Raw genomic sequence first — 20,501 nt, forward strand, 5'->3', positions numbered from 1 at the left:
TACGGAACGCAAGCAACGGGCTGCAGACCGTAGTTGCCGCGTTCCCGGTCCATGTCCCATACGAGGACCGGCAGTTGAAAGATCCTGAGCACGTCCCACAAGGAGAAGCACCACCATGAACATCATCACTGACGTCGTCGCCGGTATCGCCCACTTCCTCGGCTGGCTGGTCTGACGTCACCCGTAGTTCCCGCAGCGACGCCGCCTCCCCCGTCCCACGGGAGGCGGCGTCGCCGCGTCGGGGCACGCCCGGGGAGAAGGTCAGCGCGTCGGATCCGGATAGAAGTCCCGCGCCGCTCCCTTGCCGTCCTTCGCCTTGCCGAGCAGGCTCCCCGGATACTCCACGAGCCAGTAGCTCGCCGTCCCGACCGCCAGGGCGACGGCGAGGACGATCAGCGCGGCGAACGGGAAGCCCGCCCGACCGGTCGGCACGAGGCCGGACTTGATGAGCTGGAGCATCACCGGCTCGTGCCAGATGTAGAGGCTGTAGCTGATCAGCCCGACCGCCGTCACCCAGCGCGCCCTCAACAGGACGTGCCGGCGCACCTGTTCATGCGGGCGGACGTGCAGCGTGGCGTAGAGCAGCGCGAACCACAGCAGGGCAGCGATCGGGTGGTAGAAGGTGTGGGCGAAGTTCTCCGGCTCGGCGAGGTACGACAGGGCGTAGAGCCCCGCGAGCGCCGCCACCGCGAGGGGCACCGTCGCCCGCGCGCTCAGCTTGCCCCGCTCCCCGAGCGCCACGAGCAGCACCGCGAGCGCCATGCCCGCCGCGAAGCCCCCGAAGCGGGCCTGCGGACCGAAGTACACCGGCCAGTCGGTGTGCGGCACCCCGACGGCGTAGTGCGCGACGGAGATCCAGACCAGCGGCAGTACGAAGAGCGCCGCGCACCCCGACAGGCATACGGCGACCCGCGCCCGCCGCGTCGCGAGCCGCTGGCACACCCGCACCGCGAGCGGCCCGAGCGCCACGAGCGCCAGATAGAAGGCGACCTCAAGGGAGAGGGACCAGGTGGGCCCCAGGGTGTAGAAGATCCGCTCCTGGTCGAAGACGTGCGTGAAGGTGAGGTGCCCGACCAGGTCGCGCCAGTCGCCCGGCAGCGTCGGGTTGCGGCTCGCCCAGACGACGAGCACCGCCAGGAAGTACAGCGGCAGGATCCGGACCGCCCGCCGGAAGAGGAAGGCCCTGCCCGTGCGGATCGAGCCTCCGTCGATGGCCGCGCGGGCGTACGACAGCGTGAGCAGATACGCGGACATCACGAAGAAGAGGTCGATCACCTCCAGCGAGACCAGCGCGCCGACCCACGGGCTCTCGACCGGTGGGTGCGCCCCCGCGGCGTCGTACGTGTAGTACTCCTGCCACACGTGGAAGAGGACCGTGCTCAGGGCGGCGAGGCCGCGGAATCCCTGGAGTTCGAGCGCGCGCCCGCGGGAGGCGGGAGGAGCGGGGGCCACCACGCCGGGGGGCCGCGGCGCGGTCAGCGTGCTCATGCCCGCACCGCCGGCTCCGCGACCGCCTCCGCCTCGGGAACGGCGGCGCGCGGCGTGACCCGCCACTGCCGGTCGCCGAGCGCCTCCTTCAGATGCGCCTGGCGCGCCACCATGTTCTTGAAGTGGGTGTAGAAGAACGTCGACACGAACAGATAGCGCCAGAACCACGCCTTGCGGCGCCGCAGTTCGGGCACCGCGAGCCGCCACGCGAAGGCCGCCTGTGCCACCCCTGCCGACATGGTGAACGCCGCCGCCGTCAGGCAGACGGGCACCGCCCAGTCCAGCCGGTCGGCGCCGCCCGCGCGCCAGGCCGCGTGCGCCAGGATCGGCAGGATCTGGAGCGTGAGCCACGGCTGGACCTCGCGCCAGCCGAGCAGCATGAAGAGGCCCGCCTTCTGCCTGCGCGAGTACACCGGGGAGCGCAGCGCGCCCCACAGGTGCCGCAGCGAGACCTGGAGCCAGCCCTGCGCCCAGCGCGAGCGCTGGTTCCACAGCGGGCGCAGCAGCGTCGGCGCCAGCTCGCGCGAGATGAGCGTGCGGTCCATGGCGAACCGCGCGCCTTCGTTCAGGGCACGCAGGGTGGAGTCGATGTCCTCGGTCAGCATCGAGCCGTGCATCCGGGTCCTGGCGAGCAGATCCGTGCGCCAGAAGCCGTTCGAACCGCCGAAGACCCCGAAGCCGTACATCCTGGTCCGTCCGGGATGGCTGACCGCGTAGATCGTCTCGAACTCGACGCCGACCGTCCTCGCGACCCACGAGCTGTCGCCGTTGCGGATCACGCAGTGGCCCTGGACGACGTCGTAGCCGTTGGACAGCCAGTCCCACGCGTGCCGGAAGGCGTTCGGGGCGGGGTGGTGGTCGGCGTCGAAGATGCCGACGAACTCGCCGTGCACCCGTGTGACCGCCGCGTTGATGTTCTGCGCCTTGGACGTGCTCCCTGCCACCGGGAGCAGCACGAGGCGCGGATCGCGGTCCGCCATGGCGCGCAGGGTGTCCTCGACGGGCAGCGGGTGCGGGGTGTTGTAGGCGAGGACGATCTCCAGGTCGCCCGGGTAGTCGAGCCGCAGGAACGACTCGACGGTGTCGACGATCGTCGCGGCCTCGTTCGGCAGGTACGCGGCGATGACGGCGCTCGCGGACGGATAGGGCTGGCCAGGCCGCTGCGGCCTGGGCGTCGCGTCCAGCGAGAACAGGCACTCCAGCATGATGAGCAGTGCGGAGAGCACGAGCCCCGCCACGACCACCCAGTACGCGAACCCGGCCGCGTCCCAGCCCAGTTCGTACGCCTGCTGGTAGAGCACGAACGGCACGCCCACGCCGAGCACCAGCGGAAGCACCGGGGACAGCAGCCGGGTCGCCCAGGTGAGCAGCGCCCGCAGCCCTGCGCGGGCCCGTCGGTGGCCGTGCGGGGCGCTCGTGCGCATCCACGGCTCGTAGCGGACGGGGCGCAGGTCCCGGTGGCGCACGGCCTCGGACACCGCGTCCCGCGCGTGCTCGGCCGCCCGGGTGTGGTCGGCGTAATCGGCGAGCGGGGTCCAGCCGACGGCCGGGGTGAGCCGGACGTTCTCGTCGGCGACGACGAAGCGCGTCCCGGCCACGGACACCGCGAACTCCCGCAGGCTCCGCGTGGCGGTCTCCTCGTCGATACCCGGCATGAGCACGAGGAGCTGCCCGGCCTCGTCCCAGCCGAGCCGGTCGCACACGCCGCCCAGGCGTTCCGCGACCCCGGCGAGCCGCTCGGCCACCTCGCGCCGCACACGCGGCCCGAGCCGCGTCTCCAGGGCCGCCATCTCGGCGACGCCGACGACGGCGAGGACGCCGCCGCGCCGGGCGGCGGACGGACGGCCGAGCTCGCGGTCGAGTTCGTCCATGAAGTGAGGGCCCGAGTAGAGGCCGGTGCGCGGATCGCGCAGCAGGTTCTCCACGGGGACCGGGACGCGGTGCAGCTTGGCCGCTATCCGCGCCGACAGCTCACGCGGGTCACAGGCCTCCGGCAGGCAGTCGTCGGCGCCGTGCCGCAGCAGATCGGCGACGGTGGCGGGGGCGGGGGTCCTGGCCGCCGTGACCATGAGCAGCGGAAGCGCCTGCCCTGCCGGGTCGGCGCGGACCTCGCGTATGACGTCGAGGCCCTGGCCCCGGCCGTCGGGGCCGTCGTCGAGGGCCACGATCGCGTCCGGTGGCGCCTGCCTGACCTGGCGGTGCACGTCGCCGGGGACGGCGTGGGTGACGTCGTACCCGGTGAGTCTCAGGGTCCGGGTGAGCAGTTCACGGCTCGGGCCCGGTGAGCCGACGGCCAGGATGTGGCCGCCGGCCGGTGGTGTGGAGGAAGGGGGCGGTGGTGTGGGAGAAGGGTGCGGTGTCAGCACCGGTGTGACGGGCATCTATGTGGTCCCATCCTGTTCGGATTGTGGGGGGAGGACCGCTTGGTTTTCGATGGTTCTCGTTGAGCCGCCAACTGGCCCTGAAACAGGGGCCAATCGGTCACATCAGCCTCAACGATCACTGTGACACCGCACCTTCACTGGCGTAACGCTCTGATTACGTCCCCGTGTAGAGGTGGGGAGCGAGCAGAGCGGGTCCTCTACCGCACCCCCACCGCCCGCACGATCTCCTGCGTCACCGTCCCGCCCCGGTCGTCACTGGCCGAGGCCCGCAGCGAGATGAACTCGGCGGAGGCAGGCACCTTCAGCTTCCCGTCCCACGCGGCCTTGCGGCCGTCCCGGTCAAGGCCGACGCCCTTCCAGCTCTTCCCGTCGTCGTACGAGACCTCCAGCTTGCCGCCCCCGACGGCCCCCGTGTCCACGGCTCCCTCGACGTACTCGGAGAAGATCCCGACGTCCACGGAACGCCCGCCACGGACATCGCCCGCGAGGTCGGTGTCCACGTCGAACCCGAGGTTCAGCATGGGCAGGAAGGCCTTCCGGTCACCCGCCGTCTCCTTCGACTTGAAGGTCCACTCCGAGTGGCCCTTCGTGGCGAGCCGCCACCGCTCGGGATCCAGCGTCGTGTCCGTCACGACCTTGTACGTCGTCAGCGCCGGATTCGCGTCCCACACGTAGGCACCGGAACTCTGCCGCCGGTCGACCAGCTCGCCGTCCGCGTACACCTCGGTGAACTGCGTCATCGAGTCGTCGTTCCACACGTCACCGAACCCCGTGTGATCGGGACCGGAGTCACCCCACCCGGGCACGTTGAACTCCAGCGTGTTCCCGTACCGCTGCTGCCCCCAGCCGAGGCCCGTCCCCAGCCACGGGTGCCACACGGGCTTGAACCAGTTCAGCTCGCCGTGCTTGCCGCCCCGGTAGCGGACCAGTCCGCTCCGCTCCTCCAGGGCGCCCGGCCCGACCGACACCGACTCGTGCCACAGCTGGCCCGCGCCCGTGGACGCGTAGTCCGTCCGCTCGACCGGGTAGTCGATCTTCTCCTGGAATCCGATCCCGACGGCGAAGGTGTCTGTCAGCGAGTAGCGGAACTCGCCGCCCGCCACCGGCTTCACCGCGTGGAACTTCGTGTCCAGGACCGCGAGTTCACGCTTCGACGGCTCGTAGGTCAGATCCCGGGGCACCGCACCCTTGTGGCCCTCCGACACGTCGTAGACGTACGGCGTGCGCGATGTCGCGGTGGTCTCCACCGACTTCCCCGCCTTCGCCGCCGCGCGCAGCCGCGCGCCGTCCGCCGCGTCGACCGTGCCGATCTGCAGCGGCCGGTCCGCGTTGTCGTCCGTGCCGAACCACGCGTTGAGCCGCCCCGGCACGTCATCGGTCACGAACAGGGCCTTGACGCCCGCGTCCTGGGCCGCCTGGCCGAGCGCGGCAGGGGTCACATCGGCATCGGCCGACCGCCGCACGATGACGGCCTTGCCCTTCACGTCCTTGCCCGCGTAGTCGGCCGCCGTGCCGCCGCCCACGTCCACGATCCGCAGCCTGCTCCTGCCGTCGGTCACCGTGCCGCCGGGCTGCGCGACCACCCGGTCGAGGCCCTTCACGTCCAGGGCCGGCTTGCCCAGGCGCCAGACGGTGCGGTACTCGAAGCTGCCGTCGGCCACCTCGGCGGTGGGTGCGGCGAAGATGCTGTCGTACTTGACGGGCACCTGGACCGCGCCCATCAGCTCGGCGCCGTTCGCCTTCCGGTCGTACTCCATCAGGAGCTGGCGGGTCTCCGTCCGCTTGCCGACGTCCACCCCGACCTCGCGCAACTTGCGTCCGTCCAGGGTGACTTCGCGGTCCTGGTCGAGGACGATCTCGGGCGCGGCGAGGAAGCCGAGGCCCAGGGAGTCCTTGCCCTTGCTGCCGCGCACGTCGAGGAAGGAGGACAGGGCGTACGTCCCGGGCTTCAGGCGCAGCTCAAGAGTGCCGGATTCGCCGACCTCCGCCTGGACGGGGTCGACCTGCTCGGCGAGCCGCTGGAGCACCAGACCGGCTCCGGTCGCCGCGCCGTCACGGTCCTTTACGTGGACGGTGAGCGTGTACCGCTCCTCCTCCTTGACCAGGCCGAACGCGGTGTGCGCGACCGGCTTCCCGGCGGCGCTCGCGACGATGCGGCCACTGGTGTTGCCGACGGGCGCCTTCGCGCCGTCACCGGTCACCTTTGTCGACGCCGTGCCGTGCGCGGGCACGGTGAGCGTCTTGTCGGCGAGGGTGGCGACGCCTTCCGCCGCGCCTTCGGCGGCGAGGCTCAACTCCACCGCCGCGTCGGAAGAGTTGGTGTAGGTCACCGTCCTCGTCACGGGCTTGTTGTCCCCGTACGGCCAGGAGTAGAAGCCGAGGTCGGCGCTCCCGCTCGCGGTGACCTGCGCGTCGACGGCGTCGGGCACACTGACGCGACCGGCACCCAACTCATACGCGGAAGCGTCCAGTTGCGCCGAGGTCGACATCAGCGCGTCCTTGAGGCGCGCACCGCTCCAGTCCGGGTGCTTCTCGGCGAGCAGGGCGGCGACGCCCGCGACGTGCGGGGTCGCCATCGACGTACCGCTCATCTCGGCGTAGAAGCCCTCGCCACCGACGAGCTGCGAGCGGGCGGCGAGGATGTCCACGCCCGGTGCCGACAGGTCGGGCTTGAGCGCCTGGTCCCCGCTGCGCGGGCCCTGGCTGGTGAAGTACGCGGCCCGGTCGGCGGAGTCGACCGCGCCGATGGTCAGCGCGGAGTCCGCGGCGCCGGGCGAGCCGATCGAGGAGGGGGCGCCGGTGTTGCCCGCGGCGATGACGAAGAGGGCTCCGGTGTCCTTCGAGAGGGTGTTGACGGCGGCGGCCATCGGGTCGGTGCCGTCGCTCGCCTCCTGCGAACCGAGGCTCATCGACACGACCTTGGCGCCGACGTCCTTGGCCGCCCACTCCATTCCGGCGATGATCTGCGACTCGCTGCCGGAGCCCTCGTCGCTGAGCACCTTGCCGACGGAGAGCGCGGCGCCGGGGGCCACGCCCTTCTCCTTGTCGGCCTCGGACTCGGCGCCGCTGCCGCCGACGGTCGAGGTCACATGGGTGCCGTGGCCGTTGCGGTCGGCGACCTCCTCGCCCGGGATGAAGCTCTTCGTGGCGTCCACGCGGTCCTTGAGACCGGGGTGAGTGAGATCGACACCCGTGTCGAGGACGGCGACCTTCACACCCTTGCCGGTGAGCCCGGCCTCCCAGGCCTTGGGGGTGCCGATCTGTTCGTTGCTCTGCGCCATGTCCGCCTCGACACGGCCGTCGAGCCAGATCTTGTCGATGCCGTCGGCCAGACGACCGTTGCCCGAACCAGCCGCAGCACGCGACGACTTGGAGGACCCTGACGTGACGTCCCGCCAGAAGGCCCCGGGCCCGTCGGCCTTCACCGCCACACCGCCCACGCTCGGCAGCGCGCGCACCTTGTCGGCGCCACGGGGCGTCGCCGCGCCCGCGTCGCGGCGCGCGCTCTTCTCGTACGTGACGATGAGCGGCAGCGCGCCGCCCTTCTTGCCCCCGAGCCCCTGGCGCATCAGCTCCGTCACGTCGAAGAGCCGCTTGTCGAGGGTGCCCGCGCTCAGATAGGGCCGCGCCTCGTCCGGTACGACGGTGATGCGGTCGCCCGCGATCTCGCTCCGTACGGCTCCGGTAGCCCCGGCGGGCCGGTCGACGGTGACGGTCTTCTTGCCGCCGCCGAGTTCCGTGACGGTGACCTTGTCGCCCGTCACCAGGGTGACCGTGTGGGCGGCGCGGGCCGCGGGGGTGGCCTGCGGCGCGTCGGAAGGAGCCGCGTGGGCGGCCTGCCCTGCCGGAAGGAGCGCGCACGCGAGGCCGACGGCCGGGAGCAGCCTCGCTCTTCGCCACGCGGGTGATCGGGTCATGGGTGCCCTCTCTTCGTCGGACCCGGGCGGGGGTGGTTCCCGGGTGCTGCGAAGAGTGTCGGGGGGCTTGTGTTGCCGGGGTGTTGACGGGTGCTGGCGGGAAGCCGCCAGGGCACCTTCCCGCCAGCACCCCGCGCACGGCTGCGTTGCCCCGGACTTGGCTGACAGGCGCAAGGATCTTCCGCAACAATGCAGTTGGCAGGCGGTGGGGCACAGGTACGACGGGGGCGTTGATGGACGATCTGGTGGAGTTCACGACCGACGACGGCGCGCACGTCGTCATGGCCGACGTGGAGGACATGCACGGCTCCCGCCTCATCTCCCGCGGCGAAGGCCCCGCCCGTGCGGTCCGCACCTTCGAGGAGTCACTCGCCGGGGCACGCGCCGCCGCCGAGTCGGCGCTGCGGGTGTTCCGTGACGGCAGCCTGCGCCCGGACTCGGTGGAGATCGAGTTCGGCGTGCGGATGTCGGCGGAGGCCGGCGCGGTGATCGTGAAGGGCACGGCGGAGGGCCACTTGGTGGTACGCCTCGCGTGGACCCCTCAAGGGCCCGCAGCCACCACCGTCGCACCCCCGCCGGAGGCCACCCCCACCCCATGAACAGCGCATCGTGGCATGCCCGCATCGGGTGCGGCGGCGAGGTCGGCGCCGGGTTCCTGGTGTCCGAGCGGCACGTCCTCACCTGTGCGCACGTCGTCCGGGGCAGCGGCACCGCGCCCGTCACCGTCTCCTTCCCGCACCGCGACGACCTCGGCGAGGTGACCGCCGCCGTCGGCGCGCACGGCGGCTGGGACGGGCGCGGTGACGACCTCGGTGATCTCGCCGTCCTGGAGCTGGAGCACGCGGTGCCGGTGCGGCCCGCCGAGTTCGCGGCGCCGGAGGACGCGTACGCCGAACCGCGTCCCCGGCTCCTGGTGTACGGATTCCCCAAGGGGTACCGCGAGGGCACCCTCGCCGAGTACCGCGCCACCGCCGCCCAGCGGATCGCCGACGAGTGGGTCCAGCTGGAGGCGTGGAGCGCCCACGGGCAGCCCCTGGCTCCGGGGTTCAGCGGCGCGGCGGTCACCCTCGCGGACAGCAACCGGGTCGTGGGCATGGTGTCGGCGGCCACCCGCGCGTCCAGCGGCGTACGCAACGGACGGATGCTGCCCACCTCCGTCATGGCCCGCTACTGGCCCCCGCTCGGCGACCTGGTCCCCACCCCCGGCCACCACCGGGCGGCGAAGGAACGGCTGCGGGCCCTGGTGGACCGGGCGGCAGGCACCGGCGTCGCCCGCGACCCGGAGCGGCTGTACCGCGACGCGGTGGGCCCGCTCGGCCCACCCGTGCCGCCGGAGGGCTTCGGCTCGCTCTGGTCGGCGGCCTGGTACGTGCTCTCGGAGGTCGAGGAACCGGACGCGGTGACGCGCCTCGCCGACCGCCTCGCGGGCCTGCTCGAAGCGCCCACGGCTCTCGCCCCGCCGCCGCCCGGCGAGCGCGGTGAACCCAGAGCGCCCGGTGAACGCGGCGAGCGCGGCGAGCGCGGTGAACCCGGTGAGAGCCGGGAGTTGCCCGTCTGGTCCCCCATCCTCATCGAGATCGACCACAGCGGCGCGGGCGACGACCAGCTCCTGGTCGAGGTGTCCGCGTACCGCGAGGGCCTGCGCCACCCCGTCGGCTCGCACACCGTGGCCGCCGGACACGTCCGCCGTTACGTCCAGGAGCGCGTCGACGACGCCTTCTCCCATCTCACCCCCGGCACGGACGAGTTGCTGGCCTTCGTGCTGCCCCGCGCGCTGCTCAACTTGCCGGTGGCCCAGTGGGAGTGCGGTGCGGACGACCCGACCCCGCTCGGCTGCTCGTACCCCCTGGTCGTGACCGACCGGTCGCGCCGCAAGGGCGGTCTGCGCCACCGCCTCGCCCGACAGTGGGAGCACCTGGACGAGCGCCCCACGACCGTCCTGCACCGCATCGAGTGCGGCACCCAGGAGAAGCCGAACAAGCTGAGGTTCCGGCTGCGGCGTGACGGCGCGGATCTGGCGGGGTTCGCGGCGCCGCCACGCGCCGGGCGCACCGGGCCCGACGCCGACGTGACGCACTTCGACGTCTCGCTCACCGCGCCGGTGCCGGTGCTCCTGTGGCCGCGCACGGGCTGCGAGGACTCCGAGCACCACACCGACAAGGGCTGCGCGGGCTCCGACTTCCTCGACCGCATCGCCGCCCACGTCGACGGCCACCCGCCGGCCGAACTGCCCCGCACCATCCTGACGTTGAGGGAGAGCGCCGAGGCCTCGGACGAACCGGACACGCACTGGGCGAGGGACGTGCAGCTCCTCTGGGACGACCCGCGCTGTTTCCCCGACGCACCCGCGGCCCACCGCCACTCCCCCGTCGCCTGAGCCCGGCGTACGCCCACCCGACACCGACACCGACCTTTCGAGACCGGCACACGAGACCGACGTACGGAAACGGAGAGCCCCGACCATGTCCCTGTGGCCCGTCTACACCGGCACGAACGAGCCCCACGACGGGATCACCCGACTGCCTCCGCCCCCGCCCTGGCGCGCCTTCGACGGCGGCCCGGTCCTGGAGACCCCCACGGACGACGGCTCGGCGACCTCCCCGGACCGCGTGCACCGGGCGCACACCTACCGGGCCACGGAGACCTGCGTCCAACTGGTCAACGCAGCCCTGTACTTGCGGCGCCCGCTCCTGGTGACGGGCCCTCCGGGAAGCGGCAAGTCGAGCCTCGCGTACGCGGTGGCACGGGAGTTGGGACTCGGTCCGGTCCTGCGCTGGAACATCACGAGCCGCAGCGCCCTGCACGACGGCCTCTACCAGTACGACCCGCTGTCGCGCCTGTACGCGGCGGGGCGCTCCCCGAGGGCGAAGACCTCGCGGGACGGCGCGGGCGTCGAGGACCACCTCCGCCTCGGCCCACTGGGCACCGCGCTCCTCCCCTACGACCGCCCCCGCGCCCTCCTCATCGACGAGATCGACAAGAGCGACCTCGACCTGCCCAACGACCTCCTGAACATCCTGGAGGAGGGCCAGTACGAGATCCCCGAGCTGGTACGGATCGCCAAGCACACCCCCAGGGCGGACCTCCTGGCCGACGGTTCGGACGACCCGGTGACGGTCGAGCGCGGCCGGGTGCGCTGCCGGGCCTTCCCCTTCGTCGTCCTCACCAGCAACGGCGAGCGCGAGTTCCCGCCCGCGTTCCTGCGCCGCTGTGTCACGCTGCGCCTTCGCCAGCCGCGCGACGAGCACCTGGAGGAGATCGTCAGGGCCCACCTCGGCGAGCCCGACGCCTACGCCCGCACTCTCATCGCCCGCTTCCTGGAACGCGGCACGGGCGGCGAACTCGCCACGGACCAGCTCCTGAACGCGATCTACCTGACCGGCGCGGCGGGCATCGACACGGCCTCGCGGGACGAGCTCGCGCGGCAGCTGATGCCGTACCTGACGCAGGCTGCGGATCCGGGCCCCGATGCACTCTGACGCACCCCGGGGCCCTGTCGCGCGGCTCGCCGATCTCCTGGCGGAGGCGGCGGACGGCTCACGCCCGACATCGATCGAGCTGGCCGAACTGCTGTGGCTCGCAGGCCAGATGGGCGGTGACGCACCGGCACCGCGGGAAGCCTCCGCCGCCGAACCTCTGACGCCACCCGCACCGCCGCCGGTGCGCCGGTCACCGCCGGACCCCGCGGCCGGACCGGCTCATCCGCCCCCGCCGGACGACCGGGTGGAGCTGCGGCTGCCGGCTCCGGCGGGCGTGAACGCGGACGCGGGCGCCTCGACGGCGTCGGCCGGACCGGGGAGCCCGCCGAGCACCCCCGACTCACGCACCGCGCCCGGCCACACCCCTGTCCGGGTCCCCGTCCCGCCGATGGTGACGCACCCCCTCACCCTGCAGCGCGCTCTGCGCCCCCTGAAGCGCCGCGTCCCCTCCCCGGTGGGCCAGGTCATCGACGAGGAGGCCACGGCCCACCGCATCGCCCGCCTGGGCGGCCATCCGCAAGGCTGGCTGCCGGTCCTGCGCCCCGCCGATGAGCGCTGGCTGCGCCTGTGCCTGGTGCACGACACGGGCCCGACCATGCCGATCTGGCACCCCCTGGTCCACGAACTCCACACGGCGCTCGCCCAGTCCGGCATCTTCCGCACGGTGGAGCTGCACCGCGCGGAGCCGGACGGCACGGTCCCGCCCCAGGCGGCCCACGCGCCCGCCACGGGCCGCACGGTCACCCTCGTGATCAGCGACTGCATGGGCCCGCAGTGGCGGCAGGGCGACGCGGGCACCCGCTGGTACCGCACGCTGCGCCGCTGGGCGGCACAGATGCCGGTGGCCGTGATCCAGCCACTCCCGGAACGCCTCTGGCGCACCACGGCCCTGCCCACGACTCCGGGGACCCTCTCCTCCCCGCACCCGGCGGCCCCTTCGAGCGCCCTCACCTTCACTCCGTACGCCGCCGATGTGCCGCCGCCCGCCGGGGCGGTACCGGTCCCGGTCCTCGAACCCTCGGGGACGTGGCTTTCGCACTGGGCGGCGCTGGTGGCGGACGCGGGTGGGGGGCTGCTGCCGGGGGCGGTGGGGTGGCTGGACCACGGCCCGCCTCCCCCGGCCCCCGAAGCCGACGCCTCGGACATCACGGACCTCACCCCCGAGGACCTCGTACTCCGCTTCCGCTCCACGGCCTCCCCCGAGGCCTTCCGCCTGGCGGGCCATCTGGCGGTGGGCGAGCCGCAGTTGCCGGTGATGCGGCTGGTGCAGGCGGCGGTGGAGGAGCGTCCGCGGCCGCAGCATCTGGCGGAGGTGATCCTGAGCGGGATGCTGGCTTCGGGCGGGGTCGCCGGGGCGTATCAATTCCGTTCCGGAGTCAGGGAGTTGCTGCTGCGCACGCTGCCGCGTACCGCGCGGGGGCGTACGCGGGAGCTGCTCGCCCGGGTGGGCGGGCTGATCGACGAGCGGGCGGGGGTGACGCCGGGGGTACTGCGGGCGGTGGCTCCCTCCGGCGAGGGCGCGGGCCCTCAAGCCCCGGTGAGCGAACCGTTCGCGACGGTCACGCGGGAGAGTGCGCGGCAGTTGGGCGGGGGGCGGGACGCGAGCCTTCTCGGCGACCGCTACCGCCTGGTGCGGCAGATCGGACGGAGACGCCGCGTGTGGCTCGCGGACGACACGCGAAACGGCGAGCAAGTTGTGGTGCAGCGCTACCCGCAGGCGCCGCAGTGGCTGCGGCTCGACTTCACACGGACCGCGCGGCAGCTGTCACGGCTCCGGCACCCGCAGGTGGCTGCGGTGCGGGACTACCGCAATGGCGAAGTCCCCTACCTGGTCATGGAGTTCGTGGAGGGACGCAACCTGGATGAATTGCTCCTGGACCACCCGAACGGGCTCTCCACCCAACACCTTCTCCACCTGGTCCCCCGCCTCGCCCGCGCGGTGGACGCCCTGCACGCCGAAGGGCTGGCTCACGGCGCCCTCTCGTCCACGTACGTGAGGCTCCCGGCGCGGCGGGGGCCGGTGCTGTGCGGATTCACCCTCGTCCCGTACAGCGAGATGCACCGGGCGACGGACCTCCGTGCGCTCGGCCACCTCGTGCACGCCATGTACGCCGGAACCGGAGCAGCCACCGATGAGCGGGCAGCCGACTCCCCGGAGGCTCGCACACCGGCGGGACTGCGGGACACGCTCCGGTCGGCCGCCCAGCAGCTCGACTCACGAGACCCGGAGCACCGGAGCATCGGTCTGCGCCGTCTCACGCAGCTCGACACGCCCTCGGCGAGCGAGCGCGCGTACTCCCTGCTCGGCACCCTCCGCGTCACCCAGGACGGCCTCCCGCGCACCACCGGAGGCCCCGGGGAGCAAGCCATGCTCTGCATGCTGTTGCTCAGGCGAGGCCGGGGTGTGACCCGGGACGAGCTGATCGAGGGCCTGTGGGAGGCAGGCGCCGCGCCCGCCAACGCCGCCCGGATCCTGGGCACTTACGCCTCCCGCATCCGCAACGCGCTGGGCCCCGACTCCGTGGTGACCGCGAGGGACGCGTACTCACTGGTCCTCCCGACGGGCCCCGACGTCGTCGACCTGTTCCACTGTCAAAGACTCGCCGCCGACGCCCGCGACGCCCGCTTCGCCGGAGACTTCGCCCGCGCCCAGGAACTGGTCCGCTCCGCCCTGGACCTGTGGCGCGGCACCCCCCTGGACGGCGTCCCCGGCCCGGCGGCCCGCGCCACCCGCGCCACCATCAGCGACCTGCGGCAGTCCCTGCTCCATACGCAGCTGGAGCTGAACCGCGAGCTCGGCGCGACCGAACAGGAGCAGGCCGAACTCGGCGAGCTGCTCCGCGAGTTCCCCCACACCGAGGACGAGGTGCTGGTCCCCCACGAGGAACTTCCCAGCGACCAGCTCGACGACCTCGGTGTCCACCGGGAGACCGCGGACGACCAGCCGGTCACCCCGTCGACCAGCATCACCTTCGAGTACCTCGCCCGCCCGGCGGGACGCCAGGAGGACGTACGCCAGCAACTGGGCCGGGAGATCTCCCACCTCCTCATCCGGGGCGGCATCGGCCCCGACCGGTTCGAGATGCGGGCCGGTCCGCGCGGCTGGGAGGTGATCGTGGCCCCCGATGTGCACGTCCTGCACGTGCTGACCGCGACGGTCGACGAACTCCCGGCCGCCCTCGACGCCTTCCCCGTGCTCGGGCTCGGGGTCACCCTCACCCACGAGCCGGACCCGACGGTCTCGGCGCCCACGTTCCCCTCCGGGCTGCGCCATCTGCTCGGGCGCGACAGCAGGCGCGCCGCCGTGATCGTCTCCAGCGACCTGTACGAGCGGCTCAACCGCTCGGGCCACCTGCGACACCGGTTCCAGGCGGTGCCGCAGTCCGACGACTGGTACTGCGAGGTCACCACCGAGCCGCCCCCCGCCCCGGTGCCCGGCGCCGTCGAATCCGTCCTCCTCTGCTTCGACGGAACCCTCGCCCAGCTCTACTCGGCGCAGTCCGCCCGCCACGCCGCCGGCGCCCTCACCGCCGTGATCGCCGATCAGCGGGACCCCGAAGCCGCGCTGGCAGGCACCCCCCTGCTGCCCGGGCCCCGCCCGGCGGGCGGCACGGGGGACCGCATCCACCCCATGGACGTGCTCCGCGCCTTCGCCGGGCACCGCACGCTCTCCCAGGAGCTGCACGCGCGTCTGGAGGAGATCGAGATGCAGGCCGCGCTCACCGCGAAGCCCTCGCCCCACGTCGCGAACCTCCTGCACACCCTGGCCCGGCCCGAGGAGACCCTCCGCCTGGCCATCGTCACCGACACATCGCCGCGCGCCGTGACGGCGTACCTGGGCGCCAAGGGGCTCCACCTCCCCGGAGCGGGGATCCACGGCCGTACGCCGGATCTCACCCGCCTCATGCCCGACCCCGACTGCCCGCGCCGCGCGGTGGAGCAGCTGGGCACCCGGGCGGACCGGTGCGTCATGGTCGGTTCCTCGCCGGCGGAGGCGGCCGCCGCCCGGAGCCTGCGCATCGCCTTCATCGGGTACGCACCGAGCCGCACGGCCCGCGAGCGCCTCGCCGCCGCCGGGGCGCGTACGACAGTGAGCGATCTGTCCCTGCTGGTCGACCTGCTCCACGACCGGTGAACTCCCGCGCGGCTACGCCTCCGGCGCCCGCGCGTCGTACCGGGCGAACCTCCGCCACTTGAGCGCCAGAAGCCCCACGGCGACGACACACGCGACCCCGCCCCCCACCACCGCGAGCGCGGGCGTCCCCAGGTCCCCCACCGACCCCGCGACGAAGTCCCCGAGGCGCGGCCCGCCCGCCACCACCACGATGAAGACCCCCTGCAGCCGCCCCCGCATCTCGTCCGGCACGGCCGCCTGCAGCATCGTGCTCCGGAACACCATCGAGATGGTGTCCGCACAGCCCGCGAGCGCGAGGAAGAACAGCCCGAGCCACAGGTTCCGTGTGAGGCCGAAGACGGCGATGGCCGTGCCCCAGCCGGCGACCGCGAGGAGGATCGCGAGGCCGTGCCGCCTGATCCGCCCCAGCCACCCGGAGAACACGCTGCCAAGCAGCGCCCCCACCGCGGGAGCCGCGACCAGCAGACCCACCGCCTTCGCGTCGCCCCCGAACCACACCACCGCCACCGCGGGGAACAGCGCCCTGGGGTGCGCGAGCACCATCGCGCACATGTCCGTGAAGAAGGTCATCCGCAGGTTCGGCCGCGTGGCCAGGAACCGCAGCCCTTCGAGCACCGAAGCCCGCTTCCTGCGAACGCCTTCCTCCGCCCCCTCGGGCCGCATCGCCGGCAGCCGCCACATCGCGTACAGCGCCGCGCTGAAGGCCACCGCGTCCACGGTGTACGCCGCCTGATAGCCCCACAGGCCGACGACGAGTCCGCCCAGCATGGGTCCGAGCATCGTGCCGCCCGTCGTCGTGATCGACGACAGGGCGTTGGCCGCGGGCAGCTGCTCCGGCGGCAGGAGCCGCGGAATCATCGACGAGCGCGCCGGCGAGTTCAGCGCCCCGCAGACCGCCTGCAGCACGACCACGGAGTACAGGAACCACACGTGGCGGAAGCCCGCGAAGGCGACCGCCGCGAGCGCGACGGAGAGCCCGCACGAGCCGACCGACGAGTAGAGGCCCAGCTTCCGCCGGTCCACCGTGTCCGCGATCGCGCCCCCGTACAGGCCGAAGACCACGAGAGGGACCAGGGAGAAGAGCCCCACCAGGCCGACGGAGAAGCTGGAGTGCGTGATGTCGTAGACCTGGAGGGAGACCGCGAGGGCGGTCATCGCCTGGCCGGTCCAGGAGATCGTGTTGCCGACCCACAGACGGCGGTAGTCGACGGACGTACGCAAAGGCGTCAGATCGGCGAGTATCCGCCTTTTCGTGACGGGCCCCCGGGGCTCCACTGGTAGCGGGGACAGCGGGGGGTCGCCGGCGGCTTCGGGTATCCGGGGGCCGTCGGCTTCGTCTTCTTCCGGGGGCGTATGCGTCACACGGGATGCTAACTGCGCCGACCGAGATGCGATCAAGACCACCCGTGCGGCGGCACCCCGCCCGGCTCAGCCCAGCGCGCGCGCCGCCCGCGGCCACCGCACGATGCGAGACAGGACCGTCGTCCGACGGTCCGTACGGTCTGCGCTCTCGGGAGGATCTGCCATGACCGTCAGTCTGGAGCAGTTGCGTCGCTGCCACATCGCCGTCGACCTGGGGGCCGCGAGGACCCGGGTGTTCGTGAAGGGCGCGGGTCTCGTCGTCGACGAACCGAGTGCCGCCGCCGTGAACACGCGGACGGGCGCGCTCATCGCGGTCGGCCAGTTCGCCGAGCAGATGACGGGACGTACGCCGGGCTACATCCGGGTCGTACGGCCGGTCTCCGGCGGCACCGTCGTCGACATCGAGATGGCCCAGCGCATGCTGCGCCACCTCCTGGGCGAGAAGCTCCGCCGCACCCTGCGCCGCAAGCCGCGGCTTCGCGCCGCCGCCTGCACCCCGCACGACGCGGATCCCCTGGCCCAGCGCGCCGCCGTCGAGACGATGGTCGGGCTCGGGGCGCGCAGGGTCGAGCTGGTGGACACGCTGATCGCGGCCGCGGTCGGCTGCGGGCTTCCCGTGGAGCGGCCGGAGGCGACCATGATCCTGGTGTGCGGTGCCGCGACGACGCAGGTCGCGGTGTTGTCGCTCGGTTCGATCGTCACCGCCCAGCGGATCCCGGTCGGCGGCGAGGCCATCGACCACGCGATCGTCCAGCACCTGCGCCACCACCACGAGCTGATGCTGCCGAGCCAGTCGGTACGCCCCCTCCAGCTGGCCCTGCGCGGCAACGGCCTCACTCCGCACGGGCCCGAGTCGACCGAGATCCACGGCCGTGACGTCGCCACGGGGCTCGCCCGCTCGGTGCACGTCGACACCGCCGCCGTCCGCGACGCGATCCACACCCCGCTCACCGCCGTGCTCGACGGCATCGGCAAGGTGCTGCGGGACTGCCCGCCCGATCTGGTGGCCGACCTGGCCGATCGCGGGATCATGATGGTCGGCGGCAGCGCGCTGCTCCCGGGGCTCGACCAGATGCTGCGGGACGCGACGGGGATGCCGGTGGCGATCGCGGAGCGGCCCGACGTGTGTGCCGTGCTCGGGCTCGGGGCGATGCTGGAGGGCAAGATCCAGCCCCTGGTCCTCGACCCGCTGTCCGGCTGATCCCGGCCCTCCCCCGCTGACCCCCGCACCACCCCGCGGAAGAGCGACCGTATGTCGATGACCGTGCAGCTGATCGGCTCCGCGCTGATCCTGCTCGCCTTCGTCCTCGCCCAGGCGGGCAGGCTCGGCACGGGCACCTGGTCCTATCTCTGGCTGAACTTCGTCGGGTCGGGGCTCACCGCGGGCGATGCTCTCTACGAACGGCAGTGGGGATTTCTGCTTCTGGAGGGTGCGTGGATGGTGGTCTCGTTACTGAGCCTGGTCAAGAAGGCGCGGGGCGGCGGCCTCGGCAGGGCCACGGGCGGCGCGGCGCGATGAACGGCGACGACCTGCCCCTCCCCCTCGTCCCCCTCCTGGACGCGGTGCTCGGTGTCGGCTCGGACCTCGAACTGCACGCGACGCTCCAGCACATCGTTCAGAGCGCGGCCGAGCTGACGGGCGCGCGGTACGGCGCGCTCGGCGTCATCGACCCCGGGCACGGCAAGCTGACCGACCTGTTCACGGCGGGCCTGACCCAGGCCGAGCGTGACCGCATCGGCCCGCTGCCCGACGGCCACTCGGGGCTCCTCGGCACCCTGATCCGCGAGCCGGAGCCGCTGCTCCTCGACGACCTCACCACGGACCCGCGCTCGTGCGGCGTGCCGCCGGGGCACCCCGAGATGCACAGCTTCCTGGGCGTCCCCGTACACGTCCACGACGAGGCGTTCGGCAATCTCTACCTCACCGAGAAGCGCGAGGGCCGCTTCACGGACGAGGACCTGCAACTGCTCCGCATCCTCGCGAGCCAGGCGGGCATCGCGATCGGCAACGCCCGCCTGTACGAGGCGGCCAGGCAGCGGGAGCGGTGGATCGACGGCGCGGCGGCGGTCACCACGGCCCTGCTCACCGGCGAACCGGCGGCCGACGCCCTGATGACGGTCGCCGAGCAGGCCCGGATCCTCGCGAACGCCTCCGCGGGGGTGATCCTGCAGCCCACGGAGCAGGGCGGCATGCGGATCGTCGCGGCGGCGACCGAGGAGGAGGCCGCCGAGCCGGCGAGCGAGGCCCCGGCCCACCCGCACGACCTCCAGAACGACCTCATCGGCACCACCATCGAGCCGGGCAGCGCGGTGCTCGAGCAACTGCTCGGGGGTGAGCCGGTGTTCATCGAGGACTCCGCGACCGATCCCCGGATGACCACGCATGTACGGTCCAACTTCGGGCCGAGCCTGATGCTGCCGCTGCAGGCGGGCGGACGGCTCATCGGGACGCTCGCGCTGCCGCGCCGCAGGGGCGAGCGCGCCTACACCTCCGTGGAGCGGCTGCTCGCCACCCAGTTCGCCTCGCAGGCCGCCCTCGCCCTCGTCCTGGCGGACGCCCAGCAGAGTCGGCAGCGCCTCGCGGTGTTCGAGGACCGCGACCGCATCGCCCGCGACCTGCACGACCTCGTCGTCCAGCGGCTCTTCGCCACCGGAATGATGCTGGAGTCGACGCGGAGCAGGGACCACTCGCCCCAGGTCGAGTCCACGCTCGACCAGGCCGTGGACGAGCTGGAGTCCACCATCCAGGAGGTCCGTACGGCGATCTTCGCGCTCCAGCAGCCGCCCGCCGACGCCCCGACCACGTTCCGCGGCAAGGTGCTGCGCGAGACGGCGGGGGCTGCGGCGGTCGTCGGCGTACAGCCCTCGGTGCACTTCACGGGCGCCGTCGACACCCGCGTCACGGACCCGGCGCAGGGCCACCTCCTCGCCGCCCTGCGCCGCGCGCTGGCCACCGCGTCACGCCGCCCCGACGTCACCCGCATCGAGGTGGCGGTGGACGCACGGGCGACGCTGCCGGACGGCCGGACGGGGGTGCGTCTGACGGTCTACGACGACGGCACGACGGACGGCGTCGGAGCGGGCACGACCACCACCTGGCAGGCCCCTCTCTAGACCGCCCTAGGCCGCCTCGTACTGGTGTGCCCGCCCACCGCGCCACATCACCCACGCCGGATCGTCGAGGAGCCCCTCGGCATCCGGCAGCCCCGCCTGCCGCAGGAACTCGACCACGTCCGCGTCCGAGTGGGCGAGGCCGAAGATCTGTCCGCGGACCGTCACACGGCGGCCTCCGGTGCCCGACGGCGGATGCACGACCACGGGCGCGGCAGCCGTGGACCCGGGCTGCGCGCTCAACGGCGCTTCCGTGACTGCATGTACCAAGCTGCGGCTAGGCCGATGACCACCAGGACGATCAATATCTTCATGAGGCCCTGCTGCCCCGGATCCCGGAGCTGAAGCTCGCATGTCGCCGTAAAGAGGCGGTCGGGGAGGTTTGCGCTGTTGACGCAGGTGGAATCGTTCCTGCGCCCCAGCGCTTCGGTGGGGCGGGTGGGACTCGAACCCACGGCCGACGGATTATGAGTCCGCTGCTCTAACCGGCTGAGCTACCGCCCCTAACGGCGCGTCGCGCACATTTGTGCGCGCCGTCTGCCGCAGCATAGCCGCTCATACGATCTCCTGCTTCGGATGGTCGGCATCGCTCGACCATGAGGACCGCAAGGCTGCCCTCATGGTT

General features: G+C 72.8%; 12 protein-coding genes and 1 tRNA gene. 7 read left to right on the forward strand and 6 right to left on the reverse strand.

Annotation, left to right across the window (positions count from 1 at the left end):
- Window positions 1–261: 261 nt before the first annotated feature.
- The 3 genes from AC07AG_RS16565 to AC07AG_RS16575 all read right to left on the reverse strand — a co-directional run bounded on the left by AC07AG_RS16565 (window position 262) and on the right by AC07AG_RS16575 (window position 7,789).
- Window positions 262–1,488 carry an acyltransferase family protein gene (locus AC07AG_RS16565; RefSeq protein WP_478755804.1) on the reverse strand — a complete coding sequence of 409 codons (1,227 nt, stop codon included), beginning with the start codon at window positions 1,486–1,488 and terminating at the stop codon, window positions 262–264.
- Window positions 1,485–3,869 carry a glycosyltransferase gene (locus AC07AG_RS16570; RefSeq protein ID WP_478755805.1) on the reverse strand — a complete coding sequence of 795 codons (2,385 nt, stop codon included), beginning with the start codon at window positions 3,867–3,869 and terminating at the stop codon, window positions 1,485–1,487. Before AC07AG_RS16570 ends, AC07AG_RS16565 begins: the two co-directional genes overlap by 4 nt.
- A gap of 200 nt (window positions 3,870–4,069) precedes the next feature.
- On the reverse strand, window positions 4,070–7,789 hold the full coding sequence (locus AC07AG_RS16575) for a S8 family serine peptidase (RefSeq protein WP_478755806.1): 3,720 nt from the start codon (window positions 7,787–7,789) through the stop codon (window positions 4,070–4,072).
- A gap of 233 nt (window positions 7,790–8,022) precedes the next feature.
- Between AC07AG_RS16575 and AC07AG_RS16580 the strand changes: the two genes are divergently transcribed.
- The 4 genes from AC07AG_RS16580 to AC07AG_RS16595 all read left to right on the forward strand — a co-directional run bounded on the left by AC07AG_RS16580 (window position 8,023) and on the right by AC07AG_RS16595 (window position 15,403).
- On the forward strand, window positions 8,023–8,388 hold the full coding sequence (locus AC07AG_RS16580; RefSeq protein ID WP_478755807.1) for a CU044_2847 family protein: 366 nt from the start codon (window positions 8,023–8,025) through the stop codon (window positions 8,386–8,388).
- Window positions 8,385–10,166, forward strand: coding sequence for a VMAP-C domain-containing protein (locus AC07AG_RS16585; protein ID WP_478755808.1), 1,782 nt, complete (start codon window positions 8,385–8,387; stop codon window positions 10,164–10,166). Before AC07AG_RS16580 ends, AC07AG_RS16585 begins: the two co-directional genes overlap by 4 nt.
- Window positions 10,167–10,251: 85 nt before the next feature.
- Entirely contained in the window at window positions 10,252–11,268 is a 1,017-nt protein-coding gene (locus AC07AG_RS16590; protein ID WP_478755809.1) for an AAA family ATPase, read from the forward strand.
- The gene (locus AC07AG_RS16595; protein WP_478755810.1) at window positions 11,258–15,403 is read left to right on the forward strand and encodes an SAV_2336 N-terminal domain-related protein; all 4,146 of its coding nucleotides are present in this window, start codon (window positions 11,258–11,260) and stop codon (window positions 15,401–15,403) included. Before AC07AG_RS16590 ends, AC07AG_RS16595 begins: the two co-directional genes overlap by 11 nt.
- Window positions 15,404–15,415: 12 nt before the next feature.
- Here AC07AG_RS16595 and AC07AG_RS16600 read toward each other — a convergent pair whose 3' ends face one another.
- Complete coding sequence (locus tag AC07AG_RS16600; RefSeq protein ID WP_478755811.1) at window positions 15,416–16,678, reverse strand: MFS transporter; 1,263 nt, start codon at window positions 16,676–16,678, stop codon at window positions 15,416–15,418.
- Window positions 16,679–16,928: 250 nt separating this feature from the next.
- On the opposite strand from AC07AG_RS16600, the gene AC07AG_RS16605 reads away from it, so the two are divergent.
- The 3 genes from AC07AG_RS16605 to AC07AG_RS16615 are packed head-to-tail and all read left to right on the forward strand — an operon-like array spanning window position 16,929 to window position 19,879.
- On the forward strand, window positions 16,929–17,966 hold the full coding sequence (locus AC07AG_RS16605) for a rod shape-determining protein (protein ID WP_249590079.1): 1,038 nt from the start codon (window positions 16,929–16,931) through the stop codon (window positions 17,964–17,966).
- A gap of 57 nt (window positions 17,967–18,023) precedes the next feature.
- Entirely contained in the window at window positions 18,024–18,284 is a 261-nt protein-coding gene (locus AC07AG_RS16610; protein ID WP_478755812.1) for a CBU_0592 family membrane protein, read from the forward strand.
- The gene (locus AC07AG_RS16615) at window positions 18,281–19,879 is read left to right on the forward strand and encodes a GAF domain-containing protein (protein WP_478755813.1); all 1,599 of its coding nucleotides are present in this window, start codon (window positions 18,281–18,283) and stop codon (window positions 19,877–19,879) included. The genes AC07AG_RS16610 and AC07AG_RS16615 overlap by 4 nt, the downstream gene beginning before the upstream one ends.
- A gap of 6 nt (window positions 19,880–19,885) precedes the next feature.
- Here AC07AG_RS16615 and AC07AG_RS16620 read toward each other — a convergent pair whose 3' ends face one another.
- Window positions 19,886–20,119, reverse strand: a complete 234-nt coding sequence (locus AC07AG_RS16620) for a hypothetical protein (RefSeq protein ID WP_478755814.1) — start codon at window positions 20,117–20,119, stop codon at window positions 19,886–19,888.
- A 187-nt stretch (window positions 20,120–20,306) separates the two neighbouring features.
- Window positions 20,307–20,380: transfer RNA gene (locus tag AC07AG_RS16625), tRNA-Ile, on the reverse strand.
- Window positions 20,381–20,501: the final 121 nt, after the last annotated feature.

It is taken from the genome of Streptomyces sp. NPDC044044 (genome assembly GCF_056434405.1).